Genomic DNA, 21,129 nt, shown 5'->3' with positions numbered 1-21,129 from the left:
CGGAATGGCTCTGACCCACGCGATCCTGGTCGCACTGTCCGAGCAGTCCGGTTCGGGCTACGAACTGGCCCGCCGGTTCGACCGGTCGATCGGCTACTTCTGGACCGCCACGCACCAGCAGATCTACCGGACCCTGCGCGCCATGGAGGGCGACGGCTGGGTCAGCGCGACAGCGGTGGTCCAGCAGGGCCGTCCGGACAAGAAGGTCTACACCGTGTCCCCGGCCGGCCGCGCCGAACTGTCCCGTTGGATCGCCGATCCCGCCGACCGCGACTTGCGCGACGTCGCAGTGAAACTCCGCGGCGCCGGGCCCGACGACGTGGCCGCGCTGCGCGATCAGCTCGTCTCCGTGCGCGCCCAGCACGCCGGGCGTCTCGACGCCTACCGCGATATGGAGAAGCAACAGTTTCCCGACCCCGCAGCCCTCACCGGTGCCGCACTGCATCAGCACCTGGTGCTGCGCGGCGGCATCCGGACCGAACGGGGCGCGGTGGAATGGCTCGACGAAGTACTCAGCGCAGTGGGAGACCAACGATGACCGAAACGTACCCGAACCTGTTGTCCCCGTTGGATCTTGGTTCTACCACCCTGCGCAACCGGGTGGTGATGGGCTCGATGCACACCGGGCTGGAGGACCGTGCGCGGGACACCGGCCGGTTGGCCGAGTACTTCGCCGAGCGGGCCCGCGGCGGCGTCGGCCTGATCATCACCGGTGGGTACGCGCCCAACCGCACCGGCTGGCTGCTGCCGTTCGCCGCGCAACTGCTGACATCCGCGGAGGCGCGCCGGCACCGGCGGATCACCTCGGCCGTGCACGACGAGGGCGGCAAGATCCTGCTGAGATCCTGCATGCCGGGCGGTACGCCTACCATCCGCTGTCGGTCAGCGCATCGTCGATCAAGGCTCCCATCAACCCTTTTCGGCCGCGCAGGCTCTCGTCGCGGGGGGTGGAACAGACCATCGACGACTTCGTGAACTGTGCGCTGCTGGCCCGCGAGGCCGGCTATGACGGCGTAGAGATCATGGGCAGCGAAGGCTATCTGCTCAATCAGTTCCTCGCGCCCCGGACCAACACGCGCACCGACGAGTGGGGCGGCACCCCGGCCAAGCGCCGCCGGATGCCCGTGGAGATCGTCCGGCGCACCCGCGCCGCGCTCGGGCCGGACTTCATCATCGACTACCGGATGTCGATGGCCGACTACGTCGACGGCGGCCAGAGCTGGGAGGAGATCGTCGCGCTGGCGATCGAGGTCGAGGCGGCCGGCGCGACGCTCATCAATTCGGGCATCGGCTGGCACGAGGCCAGGGTGCCGACCATCGTGACCTCGGTGCCCCGTGCGGCGTTCGTCGACATCAGCAATGCGGTGGCCGACGTCGTCGATATCCCGGTGGTCGCGTCGAACCGGATCAACATGCCGCAGACCGCAGAACAGATCCTGGCCGAGACGTCCGTTCGCCTGGTATCGATGGCCCGGCCATTGCTGGCCGACCCGGACTGGGTGGCCAAGGCGGCTGCGGGCGCCGACGACGAGATCAACACCTGCATCGCCTGCAATCAGGCCTGCCTGGACCACGCATTCGTGCACAAGACCGTGTCGTGTCTGCTCAATCCGCGCGCCGGCCACGAAACCACCCTGGTGCTCGGGCCCACCCGCCGCGCTCGCTCGGTGGCCGTCGTCGGCGCCGGACCGGCCGGACTGTCCGCGGCCGTCAGCGCCGCCCAGCGGGGCCACCACGTGACATTGTTCGACGCGAACACCCACCTCGGCGGCCAGTTCGACATGGCCCGGCGAATTCCCGGTAAGGAGGAGTTCGCCGAGACCCTGCGCTACTACGCCACGATGCTGTCGAAATACGGTGTGACGCAACGCCTCGGTGTCCGCGCCGCGGCCGCCGATCTGGCGGGCTTCGACGACGTGGTGCTGGCCACCGGTGTCGCCCCGCGACTACCGGACATCCCCGGCATCGACCACCCGATGGTCTTGACCTATCCGGAGGCCATCTACGGCGCCAAGCCGGTGGGCCGCCGGGTCGCCGTGATCGGTGCCGGCGGAATCGGTTTCGACGTCAGCGAACTACTCGTCACCGACGAGTCACCGACGCTGAACCTGAAGGACTGGAAGGCCGAATGGGGTGTCGCCGATCCGCAGGAGGCCCGCGGCGCCCTGGTGCGGCCGATCCCTGCCCCACCCGCTCGCGAGGTGTACCTGCTGCAGCGCACCAAGGGCCCGCAGGGCAGACGGCTGGGCAAGACCACCGGGTGGGTGCACCGGGCCTCACTGAAAGCTAAAGGGGTGGAACAACTCTCGGGGGTCAACTATGAGCGGATCGACGATGCCGGCCTGCACATCAGTTTCGGACCGGACCGCAAGCGACCGCGACTGCTGGCCGTCGACAACGTGGTGATCTGTGCGGGCCAGGAGTCGGTGCGCGACCTGGCCGACGAGCTGCCGGGCCTGGGCGTCACGCCGCATGTCATCGGCGGCGCCGCCGTGGCCGCCGAACTGGACGCCAAGCGGGCCATCCGGCAGGGCACCGAGTTGGCCGCGCGGCTGTAGCGTTCCCCGGCGAGTGTGCGTGTCGGTCCGCGGCACGCCGCAGCTCGGCGGACCTTTGCGCACCCTCACGGGTCCGTTGACACCGCCCCACCCATCGACAACACTCGTTTCCCGTGACCGCCTCCGCCGACGACGCGTGGAACGCCCTGGCGGACGGGCTGCGTGACGCCGGCCGGAAGCTGGCAGAGGCCACCGCCCACCTGGACGCTCCCGAACGCACCGATGGATTCCGGGCGCTGCTGCGGGCACTGAACAATCAGCTGGGCAGACTCGAAACCGACACCGAGCGACCGGAATTCGTCCCGTTCAACGGGTGGCGTGAGAAGTTCTTCATGGACAACCCCGATTGCCGGTACTGGATCACCGACATTCGCGACGACCGGCGCTACCTCATCACGGGCAACGTGGGCGACTCGGCGTTCCAGTCGGTCACCGTCTACTCGGGCACCGGCGTGGCCGACGCGGCCGCCGTGGCGCGCGTCGACACCGACGACCTGACCCTCGACGCCGACGGCGGATTCACGTTGACCCTGGCCCCGCACGGCGCCGACCTGGACCTGCCCGCCGGAGCACGTTCGTTGTGGATCCGGCACCTGCACAACGACATCCGGCTCGATCGGGCGGGCTGGTGCCGGATCGACCCGATCGACGAACCGGGCGGACCCCCGGCACCCGACGATGCGCGGTTCACCGGCGATCTGGCCCGGCTGGGCAAATTCCTCTCGCGGCTGCCCGACGCCTTCCGGTTCGCCGTGGCCGAGGACGCCGCGGCGCCGAACAGCGTCCGGCACTGGGCAGCGATGGCGGGCGGGGCGGCATTCACCGAACCGGACATCCACTACCTGCGCGGCGCCTGGCGACTCGGCGAACACGAAGCCCTGCTGATCGAGGGCGACCTGGTCGACTGCCGACACTGGAACATCCTGTTGTACAGCCGGTTCCTGAACTCGCTGGACCACCGCAATCGGATCGTGTCGCGGACGGCCGCCAGCAGCACCATCGTCGACGGCCGGTACCGCTTCGCGCTCGCCGGCCGCGACCCGGGGCTGCCGGGCTACGACTGGCTCGACACCGAGGGCCGCGGGTTCGGACTGTTCGTCATGCGATTCCTGCAGTCCGAGACCGACCCGGCGCTCCCGGAGGTCCGGGTGATCCCGCTCGGCGAGTCACAGTGACCTGGCAACCGCCCGCGCGTAGCGCCGTCGCCGAGCAGATCTACGCGGCGGCCGAGCAGGACCGCACCCAGCGGCCGGACCGCTACTCGCTCGACGTGGACAGCGTCGTCGAGCGCGCCGAAAAGCGGTTCTCTGCCGAGCTTTTCGCCGACGGCTGGCGGGCCGGCCTTGCCGAATTCCTCGACTCCGCGGCGCAGGAGGCCCGCCTCAACGCGGTGGGAACGCGGATGGCGGCGCAGTCCGCGGTCGGCCGGCTGATTGCCGGCGCCGCGATCGCCACCTGTCGGCGTGACCATCCGACGGTGGCCGCGACTCCGCTGGAGCCACCGATCGTGATCATCGGCGGCTGGCGTACCGGTACCACCTTCCTGTTCCGGCTCCTCGGCACGGACCCCCGGTTGCACGCACCCCTGCCCGCCGAGCTCGTATCCCCTTGGGTGTTCGCCGACGGCCCGCCGGCGCGCACACGGACCACGAGCGCGGCGGCGACGGAACTGCTGCACACCCTCAATCCCGAAATGGCCCATGTGCACCCGTCGGGACCGGATCTGCCGGAGGAATGCGTCCTGGCGATGGGCACCGATCTGCGCAATTGGGGTTTCACGTCCATGATGCGGCTGCCGTCCTATGCGAGCTGGCTGGCCGGTCAGGACCTGGGTGCGTCGTATCGACGCTACCGCGAAGCGCTGCAACTGCTTTCGGTCCGTGACCCGCGGCGCTTCGTCCTCAAGGCGCCCGCCCACACGGCCGAACTGGACCATCTGATCGCGGCCTTCCCCGGCGTGGTCGTCGTGCAGATCCATCGGGACATCGTGCCCACGCTGGCCTCCGGCGCGAGCCTGTTCGCGGTGTACCGGGCCACCTACAGCGACGACGTCGACCCCGTGGAGGTCGGCCGGCAACTGGTCGATCAGAGCGAGATGTGGTTCCGGCGGGCCGCCGCGGTGCGCGCGTCGACCTCGGCGGAGCATGCCACGTTCGTCGACGTCGACTACGACGACCTGGTGGCGCACCCGGCGGATGTGGTGGGCCGGGTGTACGACGCCGCGGGACTCGCGCCGGCGGCGCCGGTCGAGGCGTTCGTCGCGGCCTATCACGCCGCGCATCCCCGCGACGCCCACGGAGTGCATCGCTACCAACCGGCCGATTTCGGGATCGAACCGGGCGAGATCCACGAGCGGTTCGCCTTCCTCATGGACTCACCGTGACGTCGGGCAGCGAAAGCCTCTGGCGTGGAACGTCTTCGGACGACCGGGCCGGCGAGCGGCGGGAGCGCCTGCTGCTGGCGTGCCGCGAGATTGTCGGCCGGGACAGCGGGGCGGCATTGTCGGTACGGGCCGTGTGCCGCGCGGCCAACATCGGACCCCGGCACTTCTACGAGAGCTTCCCGGACACCGACGCGCTCCTGCTGGCTGCCTACGATCAGGCCGTTCGCGCCCTGCAGCACGCGATATCGACGGCGGTGCAGAAGGATCCGGAGTGGTCGCGGGAGCCGGTCGGCGCCCGGCTGCGGGTGACCTTCGAGGCGGCCGCCGAGCACCTCGAGGCACGACCGGACGCCGGCCGCCTCATCTTCCGCGAGGCACTGGGTAACGACGTGCTGCGCACCCACGCGGCCGTCACGCTGCCGGCCTTCGCCGGAACCATCAGGTCACTGGTCGTCGACGGCAACGACCGCCGCCCGGCCGTTCGGCGGCAGCTGGAGGCGACGGTGATCTCGGGCGGGCTGGCGGCGGCCTTCGCCGAGTGGCTCGCCGGCGGTTCCGGAATTTCGCGGGACGCCCTGGTTACGTACTGCACCGACACCACCCTGGCTATCCTGTCCCTCGCTTGACACCCGTCAACGTATAGGAAACACTCGTTTCCCGTGACGGGCGATGCGTGGACGGACGGCTTCTTCGGGCCGGATTCCGTGGCCTGGCGTGTGCTCACCGCGCCGGCGACCACGCTGATGATCGCCCAGGTGACCAATCTGCTCGAGGTTCCGCACAAGGACTTCCAGGCCGTCCTGCTCGGGCACGACCCGTTGTTCCCCACCAACCCGCGCCGCCAGCGGGGCTGGCGCCTGCCGACGGCCAAGGGCGGCCACTTCCACGACCGGCTGCGCCGCACCGTCGGCGTTCCCCTGCCGATCCTGTTCGGGGACAAGCGCTCTGCCCTCGAATGCGCCGAACGGCTGGCGCACTATCACCGGCCGATGTCCGGCGTCGCACCCGACGGCAGCGCCTACCGCGCAGTCGATCCCGACGCGATGCTGTTCGCCGCGGTGACCATCGCGCACGCCGGGCTGCGGGCGTATGAGACCTTCGCCTTCGACGGCCGGTTGCCCCGGCGGCTGCCCGCCGCCGACCGCGACGCCTATTTCGCCGAGATGGCCGAACTGGCGGTGCTCATGGGAGTGCCGCACGAACGCGTTCCAACGAGCGCGGTGCAGATCGACGGTTATTACCGCTCGATCGCGCCCAAGTTCGCCTTCCAGCCCGGCTGGTTCGCCGCCCAGCTGCGGACCGCCGCCAGCCTGCTGCGGCCCGCCGGGCGCGACGACCTCGTGGCCACCCTGGGCGACGCCGTCCTGATGGGCTCCGCACTGCTGGCCATCGCCGCGCTCCCCGGTCCGTCCCGCCGACTGCACCGCCTACCGCCGTTCGCCGATCCGGCCCTGCGGCTGGCCCTCCTGGTCAGCATGCCCGCGTTCGCCCTGCTGGGAAACGATCGGATCGGCGGTGCGGCGGTGCGCTGGTTCCTCGGCCGCGACGACGCCGACGGCATCGCACGGGCACGTGCGCTCACCCGCGGGCCGGGGCTCTGACGCCGGGATAGCCAGCCATATTTCGTTGTCCTGCAACGTGATTCATAACAGACCGAAGGAGACGATGTGTTCGACGAGGATAAGTTCCAGCACGCCCTGGCCCAGCCCCGGCTGCGCGGACACGTCCCGACCCACCTGAAGTCCAACCGGGCCGAGCCGATCCGGGTACTCCAGGAACCCGAACTGCAGGCGATGACCAAGCAGTGGTTCGTCGACTTCGAGGAGAAGCTCGCGCACTACAGCAAGCACTTCGGCACCGACCTGTCCTGGGTCATGACGTGGGCCAAGAAGTACTGGTGGAGCTTCCTGGTCCGCGACATGGACATCAACGACGAGCTCTACGCACCCGATGTCCGCTACACCGATGTCACCACGTTCGGCCGGACCATCGTCGGCATCGACGAATTCGTGACCTACAACTTCGCGTTCTTCGACGCCATCCCCGACTGGCGCTATGACCCGCTGCCCGATCAGGTCTACCTGGACGTGACGCCAGAGGGCAAGGTGCGCACCGTGATCCGCTACATCGGCAGCGGGCACTGGACCGGCCCGTTGCGGCTCTACCCGTACGACGAGAGCGCACCCCGGGTCTACGGCAACGGGCGGTTCATCCAGGTGCCCGCCGTCGACCGCTACCACTTCAACGCCGACGGTCTGATGGAAGAGGGCGAGACGCTCTACGACATCCTGGACGGATTGCAGCGCGGCGGAGTGCTGCCCAAGGACACCAGCCCGGTGTTCCATGCGCTGTTCGCGGCCACGAAGTTCCCTGCCGCCGTGCAGAACACGTGGCGGCGGGTCCGCGGCGGCTGACACTCGGTCACTGGCAACGCCGGGGTTCAGCGCCCTACGAACGCATCGAGTTCCGGTACGTCACCACCGGTCAGCTGGCGGTGCATGGCCCAGGCGGTCCGGCGACCCAGGATCTTGGCCTGGTCGGCGATCGGACCGCGGTACATGGCGTCGACGGTGTCGATCCACAGCGTCAGCCAGCGGATGAAGTGCCGGTGGGTCAGCGGGTGTTCGGCATGGACGTGTTGGTGCGGTGCCAGCGCGCTACCCCGATACAGCTTGGCGCGGAACAGCATCGTCTCCCAGAAATCACACATCACCGGCAGGTGGGACTCGAGGCCCTTCTCCCGGATGTCGCTGAACGCATCGGTCAGCAGGTCGTCCACCAGGGCCCGGCCGTAGAAGGCGGTCAGCAACGCGTACACATCGTCGCGGTCGGCCAGGTCACGCGTCGGAATCTCGGACCGCGTCAGCGTCGTGTCCATGGATTCGCTCCCTTCATCCACCCAACCGGGGGCGGGGACCTACGCGGCGTAGGTGGTGGTGCGCTGGCGGGCCGGCCGGCCGATGCCCTCGGCGATGGCGACCAGTTCCTCGGCGGTCTTGGCCGACCCGTTCTCGGAACCGGCCATCCGCGAGATGGTCTCCTCCATCAGTGTCCCGCCCAGGTCGTTCGCGCCGCCGCGCAGCATCACCTGGGTGCGCTCGACGCCGAGCTTGACCCAGCTGGTCTGGATGTGCGGGATCCTGCCGTGCAGCATGATCCGGGCCAGGGCGTGCACGGCCCGGTTGTCGCGGTGCGTGGGCCCGGGCCGGGACGCGCCCGCCAGATACAGCGGTGAGGATTGATGCACGAACGGCAGCGGTACGAATTCGGTGAATCCGCCGGTGCGGTCCTGGATCTCGCGCAGCACGTTCAGATGACCGACCCAGTGCCGTGGGGTGTCGACGTGGCCGTACATCATGGTCGAACTCGACCGCAGACCCACCTCGTGCGCTGTGCTGATCACCTCGATCCACATCGACGTCGGCAGCTTGCCCTTGGTCAGCACCCAGCGCACCTCGTCGTCGAGGATCTCTGCCGCGGTGCCGGGGATGGTGTCCAGGCCGGCTTCGCGCAGCGCGGTCAGCCACTCCCGGATGGACGTGCCGGCCCGGGTGACCCCGTTGGCGATCTCCATCGGCGAGAACGCGTGCACGTGCATCGACGGCACCCGGGCCTTGACCGCGCGAACCAGATCGGCGTACCCGGTGACCGGCAGTTCGGGGTCGATACCGCCCTGCATGCAGACCTCGGTGGCGCCGGCGACGTGGGCCTCCCAGGCCCGGTCGGCGACCTCGTCGGTGGACAGCGAGTACGCGTCGGCATCGCCCTTGCGCTGGGCGAACGCGCAGAACCGGCAGCCGGTGTAGCAGATGTTGGTGAAGTTGATGTTGCGGTTCACCACGAACGTCACATCGTCGCCCACGGTGTCGCGGCGCAACGAATCTGCCAGCGCGGCAACAGCTTCCAACGCAGGCCCATCCGCGGTTGCCAGTGCCAGATAGTCGTCGTCGCTGCAGCCCGCCGGGTCGCGTTCGGCATTGCGCAGGGCGGCCAGCACGTCGGTGTCGACCCGCTCGGGTGCGCGCGCGGCCAGTGCGTGCACGGTCTCCCGGATGGACTCCCAGTCGCCGAACGCGCTGTCGAGGTCACTACGCGTCTCGGTGAACCGCCCGTCACTGTCGATCGCGCTGTGCAGATCGACGCGACCCAGCGACTCGGCGGCCTCGTCGGGTTCCTGCCAGGGCAGCCCGGCCGGGTTGACGTCCCGCGCCCAGCCGGTATCCGGATCGGCCAGCGCGTCGACATGGGCCCGCACCCGCGGGTCGATCCACGCCGCACCGGCGTCGATGTACTTCGGGTGCGCGGTCAACCGTTGCACCAGTTCGTAACCCGCCTCGGCGGTGACATCGGCGAGGTCATCGAGCGCCGGCCAGGGGCGCTCGGGGTTGACATGATCCGGGGTCAGCGGTGACACGCCACCCCAGTCGTCGACACCCGCACCGATGAGGGCCAGGCATTCGGCGCGCGACACCAGGTTCGGCGGCGCCTGCACCCGCATGGCGGGACCGAGCACCAGCCGGGTGACCGCGATGGTGGCCAGGAAGTCGTCGATCCCGGCGTCCGGGACCGCCGCCATGGCGGTGTGATCCTTGGCCCGGAAGTTCTGCACGATGACTTCCTGGATATGACCGAATTCCTTGTGCGACTTGCGAATCGCGTGAATGGTCTCGGCCCGCTCGGCCAACGTCTCGCCGATCCCGACCAGCAGACCGGTGGTGAAGGGGACCGAGAGCCGGCCCGCGTCGGTCAGCGTGCGCAACCGGACCTGCGGATCCTTGTCGGGGCTGCCGTAGTGCGCCTGGCCGCGCGTCTCGAACAGCCGCGTCGACGTGGTCTCCAGCATCATGCCCATCGACGGCGCCACGGGCTTGAGCCGGGACAGCTCCGACCAGCTCATCACGCCGGGGTTGAGGTGCGGCAGCAGACCGGTCTCCTCGAGCACCCGGATCGCCATGGCACGCACATAGTCCAGCGTCGACTCGTAGCCGCGCTCGTCGAGCCACTGACGGGCCTCGGGCCAGCGGGTCTCCGGCCGGTCACCGAGGGTGAACAGCGCTTCCTTGCAGCCCAGTTCGGCGCCGCGCCGGGCGATGTCGAGGATCTCGTCGGGCTCGAGGTACATGCCCCGGCCCTCGGCGCGCAACCGTCCCGGCACCGTGACGAACGTGCAGTAGTGACACGTGTCCCGGCACAGGTGCGTCACCGGGATGAACACCTTGCGTGAGTAGCTGATCGGCAGGCCGCCGTTCGGCCCGCGCCGGCCCGCCGACTCCAGCCCGGCGTCGCGCACCCGGGCCGCACTGGCGCACAGCTGCACCAGGTCGTCGCCGCGGGCCGTCAGTGCCAGCGCCGCCTCGTCGACGTTGAGGACCACCCCGTCCCGCGCCCGGCGCAGCACCCGCCGCATGGCGGCCGGAGAAGGAGCGTGCGCCGCGGCGGGCATGACCGGACTGGGCAGATCGGATTGTCGCTGCGGGTTCAGAGCCACTCCCCTGTAACCCCCGCGAACACGTTATTCATCCGAACCCGTCCCGAAGTCGTCGAAATCTGGTTGCCGTTACCTTAGCCGGGCTCGCAATCTGGTGAACATCCCCGGGCCTGCCGGTGGAAATCCTGTGCAACTGCTGTCCAAGCGGTACGTTGTCTCTTAGTCGGGGCGGGGCTGCAGGAGGCGGGTCGTGGGCATCTCAGTTCGTACGATGCTGACCGCAGGCGTGTGCGGGGTGACCGCCGGTGCGATCGTCCTGGCACCGTCCGCCGCGCAGCCCCGGGCGTCGTTCGCCCCGGCGTTCAGTTACACCGCCTACTCGCTGGGTTCGGCCGACCCGCACACCAAGATCACGCCCGAGACCATGCGCGACGCCGTCGACTTCATCGAGTCGATCGGGCCGTCGCCCACCGGCGGATCGTCGAGCACCACCGCGCCGGCCATCACCGGATTCACTGCCCCGCCGAGCGCCGCCGTCGACGATGACGGTCAGATCGAAGTGCAGAACGTGGCCTCCGACGTCATCGACTCGGTCTATTCGTTCACCAGGTACTGGGCGAACTACGTCGCGCTCGATCTCGGGCCGTGGCTGATCAACTGGGTGCCGTTCGGCTACCTGGTCTCCGATCAGATCAACATCTGGTACAACGCGTTCGTGCTGCCGGTGGTGGACAGCTTCGTCTACAAGTTCCTGGACCCGATCGTGAACGACCCGCTGAACCTCGGCGTCTGGTGGAACGGAGCCGTCGCGATCGCCGACGCCGCGCTCAAGGGCGTGGGCGCGGGCGTTGCCGGCGAGATCAATTACGTGTTCTCGCTCGGCTGGCTGCCGTTCCCGCTGCCCCCGCTGCCCGGGCTGGCGCCGCAGGCCGCCACCGACACCGCCGACCCGGCGCTGCGGATGTCCCTGGCGGCGGCGTCGGGTGATGTGACCAGCACCCCGTCCACCGAGAGTTCACCCGCACCGGAGGCGCCGTCGGCCACGCCCGATCCGACCGAGCCCGTCCCGGCCGATCCGCAGACCGAGGACCCCGAAGCGGGGTCGACGGACGGCACGCCCGATCCCACCGCCACTCCCACGCCCACGCCCGAACCGACCGCACCCACGCCCGACAACTCCGGGCCCACCACACCGACGCCCACGCCCACGCCGAGCACGGACCCGACGGAGGATCCGGGCACGCCCGACGACGACGGCACCGTCATCGACAACCCGGGCACCGAGGATCCGTCCACGGGAACCGACACGGGCACCGACACCGACACGGGTACTGACACCGACACGGACACGGCTACCGGCACCGACGACGGCGGACCCACCGGGGAAGACCCCTCCGACAGCGGCTCGAGTGCTACACCCGGGACCGATACTCCGCACACCGCCGACCCGGGGACCACAGCGGACACGCCCGACAACGGAGCCGGGAGTGCCGATTCGGGTGACGGCGGCACGGACGGCAACTAGCGCCGCAACAGCAGCCAGAGCGCGGGCAGTGCGCCGCACGCCATCAGCAGGACGGGACCGAGGGCGGCAATCCCGGCGCCGCCCATCATCGTGTCACCGCCGGGTCCGCCCACGGTCAACGCGGCGACGGTCAGTAGCCAGGTGATCAGCGGCAGGGCCGCCAGCCGGGTCGAATCGGTCCACTGCCGGGCCGCCCAGACCAGAACGACGTTGACCGCGCCCGCGACCACGGCACTGATCGGGAACCACACCGAACCCAGGTAGGACGGCAACAGGAGGGTCGCCGCCACGGCGCAGAGGATGCCGTCGAGAGCGAGCAGGACCAGAATGACGATCCGGCGGACGTCGGTCAGGTCGGCACGCTGTCGAGCAGTCCCACCAGCGAACCCACCACCCACTGGAAGTTGTCCAGGCGGTCCTGCCAGTGCTGCTGGTTGGGGTCCAGATCCGGGTCCATAACCGTCCCTTCCGGTGTTCTGCTCACCGCAGCGTACCCCGAGGCGAGTAGTCACTACCCCAATCAGCCCCCGGCGCTACGCGAGTGGGCGTCGGGTGGTTCTGCTGCGCCGTCGTCGGCCGTAACTTCGGCCGTGAGCCCGACGAAGAGCTCCGACGAAAGGACCGCAGATGCACAGCCCGATCACCGCCTCGCTGATCGCCCGGATCGCGGCCGGCGAGAGCCGTCACCGCAACTCGGTCCGTCGGTCGAAGTCCCATACCCGCACAGTCCGGGGGGTCCGGCGGTCGAACACCAACTGACCGAACCGGAGCATCGGCGGGCTGCAGAGGGGGCAGCCCGCCGATCGCTGTCGGCGTTCAGATGTCCAGACCGGCCAGCAGATCGGATTCGAATCCGTCCGGCCCACGCTCGCCCAGCCTCCCGGCGGCCAGCACATAGTGCTCGACACCCAGGATCGGGAAGGCCATGTCGTTCGACAGCGCACAGGCCCGGCCGGTGGGCCCGACGGTCACCTGTGTGGCGTGCGCCCGCAGGGCCTCGACCTTGGCGGCCAGCCCGTCGCCGGCATCGATCCGGGTGGTGATCCGGTCGTCGTCGAAGCCCAGGGCGTCGCCGGGCAACGGCTGCCAGCCCGGCAGCAGGTCGGCGGCATCCAGTTCGGCGACCGCCGCCGATGCGGCCGACTTGGCGGTCACCGCCCAGTAGAACTTCGGCACCGGCCACGGCCCGCCCGACCGGGAGGCTGCCACGGCGGCCGTGGTGACCTCGTGCGCGCGAACGTGATCGGGGTGGCCGTATCCCCCGTTGGGGTCATAGCTGACCACGACGTGCGGGCGCAGCGTCGCGATGAGGTCGAGCAGCGCGTCGACCGCGTCCTGCCCCGACTCGGCGAACCGCTCCTGCCGCGAAACCGGTTGGGTACCAGCCATTCCCGAGTCCCGCCAGCGCCCGGGGCCGCCGAGGAAGACGGGCGCCTCCACGCCGAGCGCCGCCAGCGCGGCACCGAGCTCACCGATGCGGAAGCCGCCGAGCTGATCGGCGCGATCGGCGGTCAGCCCGGCCCAGCGCCCGCCGATCACCTCGCCCTCCTCGCCCAGGGTGCAGGTGACCACCTGCACCTGTGCGCCGCGGCCGACATAGTGGGCAATGGTGGCGCCGTTGTTGATGGTTTCGTCGTCGGGATGCGCGTGCACGAACAACAGCCGGGGCGCTTCGGGAGCCATCGGCCAACGATAGCCACGCCGGTCGAATACAGTCGCACCGGTGGACTGAATTCCGCGAGCAGACGCAAAGGTCCCTATTTCCGCCGCGGGAAGGGGCACTTTGCGTCTGCTCGCGGGTGCCGGTGGCCTCCGCGCACGGCACGCGGATATTGTTGTCGCGCAGTCGATCTAACGTCCAGCCTTGACCCAGGCTCCGGCGTTGCCGACGATGCCGACCGGGACGGGCCCGGTCAGGTCGACGTTCTGCACACTGGGCCCGGCGGCGACGATCGTGTTGTCCTGCAGGATGGGCAGCACCGCGGCCAGGCTCCACAACTGCGGCTCGACCGCGGCGATCACGTCGTCGATGCTCTTCGAACCATCAAGGGCCGCATCGATATTCATCTGGATGCTGTGATCGCACACCCCGGTCAGGTTCGACGGGGCCTGCACCAGGGCACCACCCTCGGCCGGCGGCGGCGAGGTCGCCGTGGTCGGCGGCGGTGGTGCCGGCGACGGCTGGGTGGGGCGCGGCCCGGAGGTCGCAGGGACCGGTGCGCCCACCGTCGAGACCGGGGTGGCCTCGAGGGCCGGGCAGCCGTACCGGGAGGCCAGCGCCGTCGCGAGGTCGCCGCCGGCCCGGTGCCAGCCCACGATGGCGTCGACGCGGTTGTTGGCCAGGGCGTCGCCGTAGAGGACGACGGGGTCCAGCGCCGACACCGTCGCGGCGATCCCCACGTTGCGCAACTGGTCGGCGGCGGTGTTGGCGACGGCCACGGCGGCCGGGTCGTTGGCGGCCACCCCGATCACCAGGGTCAGCTGATCACCGTCCTTGCTGATCCGTCCCCGGGTCGGTTCGGGATCGTCGGACGCCGGCGGCGCGGCCGGCGTCGGCGCGATGGCCTCGACGGTGTAGCCGGCCCCTTCGAGCAGTCCCAGCGCCGCCGATCTCGTCAGCGCCGGCGGCGCCGTCGGCCGGTAGCCGGGATCCGACGGCGCGCGCACCTGCGCCTGCGCCAGCGTGACGGTGCTGTCGCTGCCGGAGGCCACCGATGCCAGCAGATCGACGTCGAGCAGGGACAGCAGGGCCTTGCGGACGTCGACGTCGGCCAGTGCGGGCTGCTGGGCCCGCAGCGTCAACTGCAGGACCCTGGGCGTCTCGATCCGCCCGGTGCGCACTTCCGGGATCGCGGAGAGCTGGGCGAACGCCGCGGCACCGCCGTGCACCTGCGCGACCTGGGTGTCGCCGTTGCGGATCGAATCGGCCAGCGCCGATGGCGTGCCGGCGCGCCGGAACAGGATCTGATCCGGGGCGGCGGGCTGCCCCCAGAACCGGTCGTTGCGGGCGAGCAGGATCTCGTCCCGCTGCGGGTCGATGCTCTCCACACGGAACTGGCCACCGGTCACCGGCATGGCCCGGGCCAGCCCGGCCCCGAAACCGCCGGGGATGTCCTTGACGATGTGGGCGGGCACGATGTCGGAGAACAGCTCCCGCCACGCCGGGTACGGCTGGGCGAAGGTGACCACCGCGGTCTTGCCGCCGTCGATCGACTGCACACCGGTGATCAGGTCATAGCCGGCCGGGTCGACCACGCCGGGCTGGCCGACCATCTGCCGCCACAGGTACCAGAAGTCGTCCGCGACGATCGGGGCGTTGTCGGTCCACGATGCCTCGGGCCTGATCCGGTAGGTGACCGTGAACGGGATCTGATTGGTGACCTCCGCCGACACCAGCAGCGAATGGTCGATCTCCCAGCGCGAGCCGGTCGGGCTGGCCTGGTCGGGTACCGGGCGGAACGCGCTGGGCAGCACCAGGGCGCTGATCGCGGCGTTCACCGGCGACTGGTCCGACAGCAGGTGCGGGTTGAAGCCGGGGCCGATGTTGTCGATACCCATGATGATCTGGGTCGCCCGGGGCGGCGGCGCGGCCGTGGTCTGCGTGGTGTCCGTGCTCTGCGGCGCCGGTGGCGCGTCGACCGTGCAGCCGGCCACGGCCAGCACTGTGACCAGGGCCTTGGCCAACGCCGACGTCGTCATCAGGCGGCTGCGGGCGGACGGCACGGTGTCAGGGTATCCGGTGATTTCGGTGCACTGACCGTCGGTGAGCGACGGTTTCTGCACCGAAATCGCTCAGGAGTTGGCCTGCTGCTTGGCGCGGGCCTTGGCCCGGGCCCGCAGGCTGGCGGTCAGCTCGACCTTGCGGACCCGCACGATCTCCGGGGTGACCTCGACGCATTCGTCCTCGGCGCAGAACTCCATGGCCTTCTCCAGGTCGAGTTCCAGTGGCCGAGCCAGCGTCTCCATCACGTCGGCCGTCGACGACCGCATGTTGGTCAGCTTCTTCTCCCGGGTGATGTTGATGTCGAGGTCCTCGGCGCGCGGGTTGATGCCCACAACCTGGCCTTCGTAGGTCTCCTCGCCGGGCTCAACGAAGAACTGCCCGCGGTCGGCCAGCTGGATCATCGCGAATGGCGTGATCTGGCCGCTGCGATCGCTGACCAGCGAGCCGGTATGCCGGGCCCGGATCTCGCCCGCCCACGGCCGGTAACCGTCGAAGACCGCATTCGCGATACCGGTGCCGCGGGTCAGCGTCAGGAAATCGGTGCGGAATCCGATCAGGCCGCGGCTGGGCACGATGAAGTCCATCCGGACCCAGCCGGCCGCGTGGTTGGCCATCTGCTCCATGCGGCCCTTGCGGGCGGCCATCAACTGCGTGATGGCGCCGAGAAACTCCTCGGGGCAGTCGATGGTGAGCGCCTCGAACGGCTCGTGCAGCTTGCCGTCGACAACCTGGGTGACCACCTGCGGCTTGCCGACGGTCAGCTCGAAGCCCTCGCGGCGCATCTGCTCGACGAGCACGGCCAGCGCCAGCTCGCCGCGGCCCTGCACCTCCCACGCGTCGGGCCGGTTGATGTCGACCACCTTGATCGACACGTTGCCGACGAGCTCAGAATCCAAGCGGGACTTGACCATTCGCGCGGTCAGCTTGTGCCCGGACACCTTGCCCGCCAGGGGCGACGAGTTGGTGCCGATGGTGACGGAGATGGCCGGCTCGTCAACGGTGATGCGGGGCAGCGCGTGCGCGTGGTCGACGTCGGCCAGCGTGTCGCCGATCATGATCTCGGGGATACCGGCCACCGCCACGATGTCCCCGGCGACGGCCTCGGCCGTCGGAGTCCTCTCGACGCCCTCGGTGACCAGCAATTCGGTGATCTTGGCGTTGGTGATGACGGGATGCCCGTCCACCTCCCGCATCCAGGCGACCTGCTGGCCCTTCGTGATCCGGCCCTTGTAGATCCGGATCAGCGCAAGGCGGCCCAGGAATGCCGACGCATCGAGGTTGGTCACCAGGCCCTGAAACGGGGCCTCGGGGTCGCCGGCCGGCGGCGGGATGTGTTCCATCAGGACGTCGAACAGCGGGTCGAGGTTCTCGCCGTCGGGGTTCTCGCCGTTGGCGGGTTCGGTGGTGCTGGCGATGCCCGCGCGGCCGGAGGCGTACAGCGTCGGCAGGTCGAGCGCCTTCTCGGCGGCCGCCTGGGCCTCCTCGTCGAGATCGGAGGCGACGTCGAGCAGCAGGTCGTGGCTCTCCTCGACCACCTCGGAGATCCGGGCGTCGGGCCGGTCGGTCTTGTTGACCACCAGGATCACCGGCAGGTGCGCGGACAGCGCCTTGCGCAGCACGAACCGGGTCTGCGGCAGCGGCCCCTCGGAGGCGTCCACCAGCAGCAGCACACCGTCGACCATCGACAGGCCACGCTCGACCTCGCCGCCGAAGTCGGCGTGGCCCGGGGTGTCGATCACGTTGATGACGGTCACGGTTCCGTCGGCGTTGTGCCGGTGCACGGCCGTGTTCTTGGCCAGGATCGTGATGCCCTTTTCCCGCTCCAGGTCACCGGAGTCCATGATTCGCTCGGTGGCGTCATCACCGCGGTGGTGCAGCGCGCCGGACTGGCGCAGCATTGCGTCCACAAGGGTGGTCTTGCCGTGGTCGACGTGGGCGACGATCGCGACGTTTCTAAAGTTGGGGGCAGATTCCACGCCGGAGATTGTCTCAGTGCGGATGCCCGATCACGAAAACGACCGAACCAGAAAGCTCAGCCGTGAAGCCCGAAAAGGTCGCCGGCCTCAAACCGAAGAAGAAATGCTGCCGGTCCAAGCCGCGCTGCAAGCGCTGCCCGTTGGTGCTGAGCAAACTGCACAAGGCGCAGACGCTGGGGCTGCGCGGCAAGGAACTCGAGAAGGTCTACAAGCGCGCCCGGAAGGCCTGACCCGTCAACCTGCAGCAATATGTGTTTGGCCCGCTCAAAATGCATATGACTGCACGTTCGCGGGGACGACGGTCACGACAGTCGGACGGTGGAGTTCCCGTCGTTGCACACACCACCGCTGGACGTCAGCATGCAGGTCACCTCGACCGTGCTGCCGACGTCGGGATTGAGCACGGTAACGACGATCCGCCCACTGGCGCTGCCGGGTGGCGCACTGCCGATTTTCTCGTTCACCGCGCGCTGCACGGCGTGTGCGAAATCACAGGAACCGCCGAACTCACCCTTCTCGGCGTGCCGGAAGTATCCGTCGCTGGTGTCCGAGCAATTCATGTGAGTGCCGCTGATCCTCGACGTGAATGCCCACACTCCGATGCCCACCGCGACGGCAACGACCGCCATGGCTGTCAGCGCCACGATCATCAGGACGCGGCGGCGCGAGCGCTTCTTGGCGGGCGGTTCGAAATCCGACATGGACCCATCTTCGCTCACCCGGCCCCGGCCGCTCGGAACTCCGCAGCCATGCGGTCGATCCGCGCGTACCGTGGGTGACAACGGTCACGTGTTCTCGGGCGTCTGGAGGTCTCGCCAATGACCGTCTATGAGGTTCTGGTTGTTGTCATCGCGGTGATGGTGGGCGCCATCGCAACCGGCGCCATCTTCCTCGGCCTGTTGAACTGGATCGGGGCATTCCACGTCGTGCATTGCCGCACGTGCCACCATCTGACCGGGTCGTCGGTCAACGACCCGCCGGTGTCGTGTCCGCACTGCCGCCACCCGGCGCTGACGCATCCGTTCTACGCGGCGCGCCATCCCGATCACCGGGTGCGCGTACTCGCGGACCCGCTCAGGTACTGATACCCCGACGGACATCGCCCGCCGGGCGGCCCGTCCAGCGTCGGAACGCATGCGAGAACGCGGCGGCGTCGCTGTAACCCAGCCGGCGCGCCACCTCCGTGACCGAGAGCCCCACCACCTCGAGCAGTTCGATCGCCAGCGCCTTGCCGACATCGTTGCGCAATTCCCGGTACGACGTGCCCTCCGCGGCGAGCTGGCGGCGCAGGGTGCGGGTGCTCATGTGCAGTTCGATGGCGAGGTCGTCGATGGCGGGCATCGCGTCGGGGGTCTGGGCGAACCGGGACCGCACGGTTGCGGTCAGGGTCGGCTCACGGATCTGCACCAACCGCTCACATTCGCGGGCGCACGCCATCCTGGTCACCGGGTCGGCGGTCGGCAGCTTGGCCGTCAGGCTCTCGCGCGCGAAGGAGATGCGGTGCTGGGCCGCGCCGGTCCGCACCGCGATCGGCTGCACCGCGGCCGCCAACCGCTGGCCCGGTGCCCCCTCGAACCGGGTGTGGACCGTCAACGCCGGATCGCCGAGCCCCGCCATCCGGAGCAGCAGGGGCAGGGCGGTGATGTCGCGGGCCGCGTAGAAGTCGCGCAGATCGACCGGCAGGTGGGCGTCGCGCAACACCACGGCAGTGCTCTCACCGGCACGCTCGGCGTCGGGCCCGAACTCGGGAACGAAGGCCGTCGGCGCCAGGCTGACGTAGTCCACCGCAACCGCCAGCGCCTCGGCGCCGGTGGCACTGGAGATCAACGCGTACCCCCAGATCCCCAGATCCCCGGCGGTCACCCGGGAGCCGACCGCGATTCCACAGGACACCGGATCACCAACGGCGCGAAGCAGATTGGCGGTCAGGATGAACTCGGCATCCTGGTCGATCGCGTGGTCGGCGAGCACCACCTGGGCCTCGGTCAGCCCGGTGCCGGCCAGCAACTGCGCAGCGGTCAGACCCTCGTCGCGACCGACCGCCAGCGCATACCGCACCCCGGCGGGGCTCCGCGTCGTCGGCGTCACCCGACGATCCTGACACTTCCGAACAGAGCGGTGGCCGAAACGAACATCTGATTGTCCGTTCCGGTCATGTGCAGCGGGAGTCTGCGTTGGCATCGTGGACGTCATGCTCCCTACCGCCGTGGCCAACGTCCCCGCCACCGCGCGCAGCCTGACCCGGATGATCGCCGGTGGCGCCTACGAGGAACTCCGGCGGCCACCGGTGCGACGGGTGCCGGACTCCGTGCCGCGCACGAGCTTCGATCCGACCCTGCCCGGGGTCATCGCCGATCCGCATCCGCATCTGGCCCGACTGCGCGAAGAGCGGGTGCATGTCAACGAGAAGCTGAACATCTGGATGCTGGCCCGCTACAACGACGTCACCGCGGCCGCCGGCGCGCACGACGAGTTGTCGTCGGCATCGGGCATCCTGATGCGCGCGGCACCCATGCAGACCGTGGTGACCACCGACAACCCGGACCACGATCGGCTACGCCGCGCCATCGCACCGGCATTCACACCGGCAGCCATCCGGCGGCTCGAGGAGCGGCTGGGCGAGTTCGTCACGCCCGGCCTCGACGCCCTGGCGGCCGGTGACGTCGTCGACATGGTGCAGGCGCTGACCGTGCCGCTGCCGGTTTCGGCGATCGCGGTGCTGCTGGGCGTGGACCGGTCACGGTGGCAGGACTTCCGCGAGTGGTCCAACGACGTCACCACACTGTTCGGGGTTCGCACTCCCGCCGACCTCACCCTGGTGACCGGCCGCGCCCTGCCCAACATCCTGGCCCTGCGCAACCTGATCGACGGCGAAATGCGCACGCGCACCGACGAATCCGACGACATCCTGGCGCTCCTACGACGCGCCCGCACCGAGCGCCTGATGTCGCCGGTCGAAGCACTGTCGGCGGCGATGCTGCTGCTGGTCGCCGGCAACGAGACCACCACCAACCTGCTCGGCAGCATCTTGATCGCGCTGGCCGCCGACCCTGATCTGTACACCCGCCTGCGGGACGACCGGACGCTCATCCCCCGAGCCGTCGAGGAGGGTCTGCGCTGGGGTTCGCCGGTGCAGTGGGTGGCCCGTACTGCGCTGGCACCGTACGCCGTCGGGGACACCGTCATCCCGGCGAAGTCGCGGGTGGTCCTGTTCTATGCGGGTGCCAACCGCGATCCGGCCCGGTTCAACAACCCCGCTGACTTCGATATCGACCGAAAGGCTTTGGGCCACTGCGGCTTCGGTCACGGAGCCCATTTCTGCATGGGTGCCCATCTGGCCCGCCTGGAAGTCAAGGTGGCCCTCAACGCGCTGTTCGACCGGTTCTCGCGACTCGAGGTGGCCGGCCCAGTGCGCTGGACGACCACACCGTCGTTGTCGGGACCGACGGGCCTGCCGATGCGCGCGGCCGCCTGACCGCGCTCCCCACTCGCCGAGTGCTCGACCACGTACCTTCCGGCGGCGCGAAACCTGGGT

General features: G+C 69.5%; 19 protein-coding genes and 1 pseudogene. 11 read left to right on the top strand and 9 right to left on the bottom strand.

Going from position 1 to position 21,129, the window contains the following annotated elements; genetic code table 11:
- The first annotated feature begins 4 nt into the window (after positions 1-4).
- The 7 genes and pseudogenes from U0R18_RS09345 to U0R18_RS09315 all read left to right on the top strand — a co-directional run bounded on the left by U0R18_RS09345 (position 5) and on the right by U0R18_RS09315 (position 7,355).
- Positions 5-538, top strand: coding sequence for a PadR family transcriptional regulator (locus tag U0R18_RS09345; protein WP_526367902.1), 534 nt, complete (start codon positions 5-7; stop codon positions 536-538).
- Positions 535-2,558 (top strand): annotated as a pseudogene (locus tag U0R18_RS09340) (oxidoreductase). The gene U0R18_RS09345 and the pseudogene U0R18_RS09340 overlap by 4 nt, the downstream one beginning before the upstream one ends.
- Positions 2,559-2,671: 113 nt before the next feature.
- Entirely contained in the window at positions 2,672-3,733 is a 1,062-nt protein-coding gene (locus tag U0R18_RS09335) for a DUF1214 domain-containing protein (protein WP_526367901.1), read from the top strand.
- On the top strand, positions 3,730-4,941 hold the full coding sequence (locus U0R18_RS09330; RefSeq protein WP_526367900.1) for a sulfotransferase: 1,212 nt from the start codon (positions 3,730-3,732) through the stop codon (positions 4,939-4,941). The genes U0R18_RS09335 and U0R18_RS09330 overlap by 4 nt, the downstream gene beginning before the upstream one ends.
- Positions 4,938-5,567 carry a TetR/AcrR family transcriptional regulator gene (locus U0R18_RS09325; RefSeq protein WP_526367899.1) on the top strand — a complete coding sequence of 210 codons (630 nt, stop codon included), beginning with the start codon at positions 4,938-4,940 and terminating at the stop codon, positions 5,565-5,567. The genes U0R18_RS09330 and U0R18_RS09325 overlap by 4 nt, the downstream gene beginning before the upstream one ends.
- 33 nt (positions 5,568-5,600) lie before the next feature.
- Complete coding sequence (locus U0R18_RS09320) at positions 5,601-6,542, top strand: oxygenase MpaB family protein (protein ID WP_526367898.1); 942 nt, start codon at positions 5,601-5,603, stop codon at positions 6,540-6,542.
- Positions 6,543-6,608: 66 nt separating this feature from the next.
- Complete coding sequence (locus U0R18_RS09315) at positions 6,609-7,355, top strand: nuclear transport factor 2 family protein (RefSeq protein ID WP_526367897.1); 747 nt, start codon at positions 6,609-6,611, stop codon at positions 7,353-7,355.
- Between the two features lie 26 nt (positions 7,356-7,381).
- Here U0R18_RS09315 and U0R18_RS09310 read toward each other — a convergent pair whose 3' ends face one another.
- Together U0R18_RS09310 and U0R18_RS09305 are read right to left on the bottom strand one after the other, a co-directional pair.
- Complete coding sequence (locus U0R18_RS09310) at positions 7,382-7,819, bottom strand: group III truncated hemoglobin (protein ID WP_526367896.1); 438 nt, start codon at positions 7,817-7,819, stop codon at positions 7,382-7,384.
- A gap of 39 nt (positions 7,820-7,858) precedes the next feature.
- Positions 7,859-10,384 carry a bifunctional FO biosynthesis protein CofGH gene (locus U0R18_RS09305; RefSeq protein WP_526368275.1) on the bottom strand — a complete coding sequence of 842 codons (2,526 nt, stop codon included), beginning with the start codon at positions 10,382-10,384 and terminating at the stop codon, positions 7,859-7,861.
- Between the two features lie 256 nt (positions 10,385-10,640).
- Between U0R18_RS09305 and U0R18_RS09300 the strand changes: the two genes are divergently transcribed.
- Positions 10,641-11,894 carry a hypothetical protein gene (locus tag U0R18_RS09300; RefSeq protein ID WP_526367895.1) on the top strand — a complete coding sequence of 418 codons (1,254 nt, stop codon included), beginning with the start codon at positions 10,641-10,643 and terminating at the stop codon, positions 11,892-11,894.
- Here the strand turns inward: U0R18_RS09300 and U0R18_RS09295 are convergent.
- From U0R18_RS09295 to typA, 5 genes are all read right to left on the bottom strand, one after another.
- Positions 11,891-12,292, bottom strand: coding sequence for a hypothetical protein (locus tag U0R18_RS09295; RefSeq protein ID WP_526367894.1), 402 nt, complete (start codon positions 12,290-12,292; stop codon positions 11,891-11,893). The two genes, U0R18_RS09300 and U0R18_RS09295, sit on opposite strands and share 4 nt — an antisense overlap.
- The gene (locus U0R18_RS09290) at positions 12,244-12,378 is read right to left on the bottom strand and encodes a hypothetical protein (RefSeq protein WP_526368316.1); all 135 of its coding nucleotides are present in this window, start codon (positions 12,376-12,378) and stop codon (positions 12,244-12,246) included. The genes U0R18_RS09295 and U0R18_RS09290 overlap by 49 nt, the downstream gene beginning before the upstream one ends.
- Before the next feature lie 332 nt (positions 12,379-12,710).
- Entirely contained in the window at positions 12,711-13,577 is an 867-nt protein-coding gene (gene mshB / locus U0R18_RS09285; RefSeq protein ID WP_526367893.1) for an N-acetyl-1-D-myo-inositol-2-amino-2-deoxy-alpha-D-glucopyranoside deacetylase, read from the bottom strand.
- 168 nt (positions 13,578-13,745) lie between these two features.
- Complete coding sequence (locus U0R18_RS09280; RefSeq protein ID WP_526368274.1) at positions 13,746-15,593, bottom strand: ABC transporter family substrate-binding protein; 1,848 nt, start codon at positions 15,591-15,593, stop codon at positions 13,746-13,748.
- Between the two features lie 93 nt (positions 15,594-15,686).
- Positions 15,687-17,594: a translational GTPase TypA gene (gene typA / locus U0R18_RS09275; RefSeq protein WP_526367892.1), complete on the bottom strand. Its 1,908-nt coding sequence runs from the start codon at positions 17,592-17,594 to the stop codon at positions 15,687-15,689.
- A 62-nt stretch (positions 17,595-17,656) separates the two neighbouring features.
- On the opposite strand from typA, the gene U0R18_RS09270 reads away from it, so the two are divergent.
- Positions 17,657-17,824, top strand: coding sequence for a hypothetical protein (locus U0R18_RS09270; RefSeq protein ID WP_526367891.1), 168 nt, complete (start codon positions 17,657-17,659; stop codon positions 17,822-17,824).
- 72 nt (positions 17,825-17,896) lie between these two features.
- On the opposite strand, the gene U0R18_RS09265 is transcribed toward U0R18_RS09270, so the two are convergent.
- Complete coding sequence (locus U0R18_RS09265) at positions 17,897-18,295, bottom strand: hypothetical protein (protein WP_526367890.1); 399 nt, start codon at positions 18,293-18,295, stop codon at positions 17,897-17,899.
- A gap of 117 nt (positions 18,296-18,412) precedes the next feature.
- On the opposite strand from U0R18_RS09265, the gene U0R18_RS09260 reads away from it, so the two are divergent.
- Positions 18,413-18,679 (top strand): hypothetical protein, encoded by a 267-nt coding sequence (locus U0R18_RS09260; protein WP_526367889.1) that lies wholly within the window; start codon positions 18,413-18,415, stop codon positions 18,677-18,679.
- On the opposite strand, the gene U0R18_RS09255 is transcribed toward U0R18_RS09260, so the two are convergent.
- Complete coding sequence (locus U0R18_RS09255; protein ID WP_526367888.1) at positions 18,669-19,682, bottom strand: helix-turn-helix domain-containing protein; 1,014 nt, start codon at positions 19,680-19,682, stop codon at positions 18,669-18,671. The two genes, U0R18_RS09260 and U0R18_RS09255, sit on opposite strands and share 11 nt — an antisense overlap.
- 103 nt (positions 19,683-19,785) lie before the next feature.
- Between U0R18_RS09255 and U0R18_RS09250 the strand changes: the two genes are divergently transcribed.
- A complete protein-coding gene (locus U0R18_RS09250) occupies positions 19,786-21,069 on the top strand; it encodes a cytochrome P450 (RefSeq protein ID WP_526367887.1) in 1,284 nt (427 codons plus the stop codon).
- The last annotated feature ends 60 nt before the right edge of the window (positions 21,070-21,129 follow it).

This window comes from Mycobacterium sp. (genome assembly GCF_046330795.1).
Classification (GTDB): domain Bacteria; phylum Actinomycetota; class Actinomycetes; order Mycobacteriales; family Mycobacteriaceae; genus Mycobacterium.
This window is presented reverse-complemented; position numbering and strand designations above follow the sequence as displayed.